This is a genomic window from Chryseobacterium sp. BGARF1, assembly GCF_001677955.1.
GTDB lineage: Bacteria > Bacteroidota > Bacteroidia > Flavobacteriales > Weeksellaceae > Chryseobacterium.
In genome coordinates this window covers 1-3237 of record NZ_LELA01000116.1, presented here as the reverse complement: position 1 = coordinate 3237, position 3237 = coordinate 1, and the positions used below count along the sequence as shown (strand labels likewise).

Sequence of the window (3237 nt, the reverse complement as noted above, 5' to 3'; positions counted from 1 at the left end):
TGAACTTCTGAAAATTTACTGTTTTTCATAGTCTTCCAAATTTAAAAACTATATTTTTAAATGTTCCTGTTTTTGGGGAAGATTACAGAACTTCTACCATCTTCAAGAAGAACACCTATCCATCCTCGATGAACTGGCGCAGGGTTTCCTTGAACTCGTAGACAAACAGTTTGAAAAGTAAAACAAAAGCCACTCGATGAGTGGCTTTTGTTTTACATCAGGTATTTATAAATATAGAGTTAGTGATATCGTTTCGATTATATACGATAACTCTATCTTCCATATGAGGAGTGTTGAGTAATATCATTCTCCATCTATTATTAATATTGGAGAGCTTTAAATTAATGTTGTTACATAATTGATACCACCCTAATATTTCCTCATTAAACTTGAAAACACCTCCGTTTGTGTGGATTTCTAAGAACATAGTGCTGGTGTCAAAAAGCAGAACATTGTACGCAATTATAAAATTTATATCATTCCATCCTATAAAATCTTTTTTTTTTAGATTTTTAACATAGAAGCCATTATTTTCAAATTTAAAAATTCCATCATCTGAAAAGTATGGGTCGGATTCGTCATAATTTCTAAATGGATATTTTTTTATATAATTTAAAATTTCTAACTGCTTTATTAAAAGCATTATAAAAACTGTGAATATCATATAAAATAAAATCCAAAATATAATATCACTCCATTTGATTATTGAGAAAAAAGAAAATAATGTTAAAATTAAACTTACTACCAAATAAACTTTTAGATGCTTCATTTACTTAATGTCATCAATTACAGCTCTTTCTTTTCCCATTTTGGCATATTACCTATAATTTGAACATTAAATATTTTATTATAGCCTACTGATTTAAAAAAAAACAGTCTCACACTTAATGGTTCTGTAGTGGAATTAGGTTTTACAAATAGATACTCTACACACTTTTGGGATCCTCCCAATTCATTTGTATCCTTTATCTGGATTTCTTTAGACTCTGTTATAGCTTTGATTTTGCTATAATTCCTATTCAGATAATGTAATTGATATAACATTGCAAATCTATATTCTTCACTTCCTTCTATTAATTTTAAATAATTTTCCTCGTCATTATTTTGAACTGTAATCCAAAACTTTTGAACTGTTGTCTTAATTTGTTCTTCATCTTTTTCTTTCTGATTTACACAACAGCTGATACTTAATAGAATCAGTAATATTGAGATATATTTAAATATTTTCATCAAGGTAAAATTTTATTATTTGCTTTTTCTTGTTCTGGGGTCGGTTGGACACGTATGCCATTAGAATTTAATATTGACGTCCCGTTTTGAATAATAAGTCCGTTCTGAGTATCCGTCCCAGGTGGTAAAGCACCATCAAACACAAAATTCACTACATTATTTTTCGTTTGCTGATTCATATTAATTCCACTTCCATTTACCAAATCTATCGCAAGATCCATTTGGGTAGCTTGAAAATCAATCGCTTTAATATCTTTTGTTGCTTGTACGTAATTTTCCGTACTTTTTATTGCTTCAGGGATATCCAAAGCCATTTTTCCATTCTTAACTAATTCTTTTATACCTCCGGATATCTTACCAGCTTTGTCTGCCCCTGAATCATAAATCTTGTTCCATATATTAGTAGGGCGGTCATTTCCACGGATGTTTTCCATTTTTGCATCAGAACCAGTTGCCCCACTGTATCTATATGAATTCAACTTCAGACCTGTTGTCCCTGAAGACATTCTTGCTCCACCGGGATTATAACCACTTGTTGATAAACCAATATCTCCAGCTCTAAAAGATGGTCTTCCAAAGGAATCTCTTTGTGTAATAGGCGCTTGTTTAACAGTCATTTGATTACCATTAATCGCAAAGTAACCAGAATTTGTTTTAAGTAATTCAAGACCTTCTAATTCAATACCCATTCCCATTTTATTTTCTTGAATAGCATAAGTAGAATTATATGGAAACTTCTCCGCCAACGGGTCTAACTGAATAAATCGCCCTGTATCCGGCATATAAGTTCTATACTTAAACATATAAAAACCAGTCTCCTGTAATTCCTGTCCTTGGTACTTATAGTTCTTAAAGAACTAGCATAAGGTAAATTTTATAGCCCTCCATTTTTAATATATATAATAATTAAACATACTTTGATTATTAAAAGTAGTAAATATGATATTTTTATAAATCGACTTACATAATTCCTAAGAAACAGTAAACAAAAAAAAATTATTGGGTACGACCAAAGAATAAATGCTACTACATTACTGTATAATTCACTTATATTTATATCGTATATAAATGAAAAATTTAGAAATGTAAAAATCATATAAAATATATCTAATACAAAGAGCATCAAAAATATTATAAGTATTACATTTATGTATTTACTTTTATTGCTCATTATTTATCTTTTTTTCCCATTTCTTGTTGTATAAGCTGAATAGATCTTTTCATTGTATCTTCATCAATTGTTCCGTGAGCATCAGTACCTTTTCCAGAAGTCTTATCTGTTAGATTGTTATTTACAATTTCAGTCTTATCATTTCCCTCGATTGGTGTAGCAGGAAAACCCCGAGAACCAATGAGAGATCTATTTTCTTGATAAGTATTATCTACCTTTTCAACATTGTCAGGAATATTAATATCTTTCCCAAGAAGACTAAAAGCAGGATCAACAGTAACAAGTAAATCAACTTTAATATCTTTGGAATCCAACATTTTGGTTAATTGAGTCGCTCCTACCCCCCCTAAACTATATCCATAAATTATTATTTTTTCTCCTTCTGTATGATTTGACATTATATCCATAAATGCTTTTCCGTGAGCAGGAGACCAAGGAGCACTATTGTATGTCTTAACTTCAAAGCCTAACTTATTTTTATCTGAAAACTGTTGAACAGAACTTTGAATATTTTTGGTTGTTTGAGAAAGACCTTTTCCATCTAAATCAGCACCTCCAAATATATAGACCTTTTCTAAGCCTTCTAACTCTCTATGGACAACAACGCAATTCTCAGAAAAAGCATAAGTCGAATTGTAAGGATATTTAGTTGCTAATGGGTCAACATTAAAGAATCTCCCTAAATCCGGCATATATTGTCGCCACTTAAATGCATAAAAACCAGTCTCCTGAAGCTCTTGTTCCTGAAACTTGTACTGATAAGCATTCGTTGTTGTAGCTGTGTAATTATGCATCAACCCAAAAGGGTAATAATTATTGGTTTCTACAATCTCTCC

The 3237-nt window shown here is 30.7% G+C and carries 2 protein-coding genes and 1 pseudogene; all 3 read right to left on the bottom strand.

Translation table 11 applies throughout. The features are described 5' to 3' along the window. Positions 1 to 786 precede the first annotated feature (786 nt). Complete coding sequence (locus AB671_RS19800) at positions 787 to 1230, bottom strand: hypothetical protein (RefSeq protein ID WP_066681368.1); 444 nt, start codon at positions 1228 to 1230, stop codon at positions 787 to 789. Beyond that, positions 1230 to 2069, bottom strand: a pseudogene (locus AB671_RS19795) (RHS repeat-associated core domain-containing protein); the annotation flags it as partial. The pseudogene AB671_RS19795 and the gene AB671_RS19800, both read right to left, overlap by 1 nt. Before the next feature lie 331 nt (positions 2070 to 2400). Continuing rightward, positions 2401 to 3237: RHS repeat-associated core domain-containing protein (locus tag AB671_RS19790; protein WP_317040134.1), on the bottom strand; the 837-nt coding region annotated here is incomplete at its 5' end.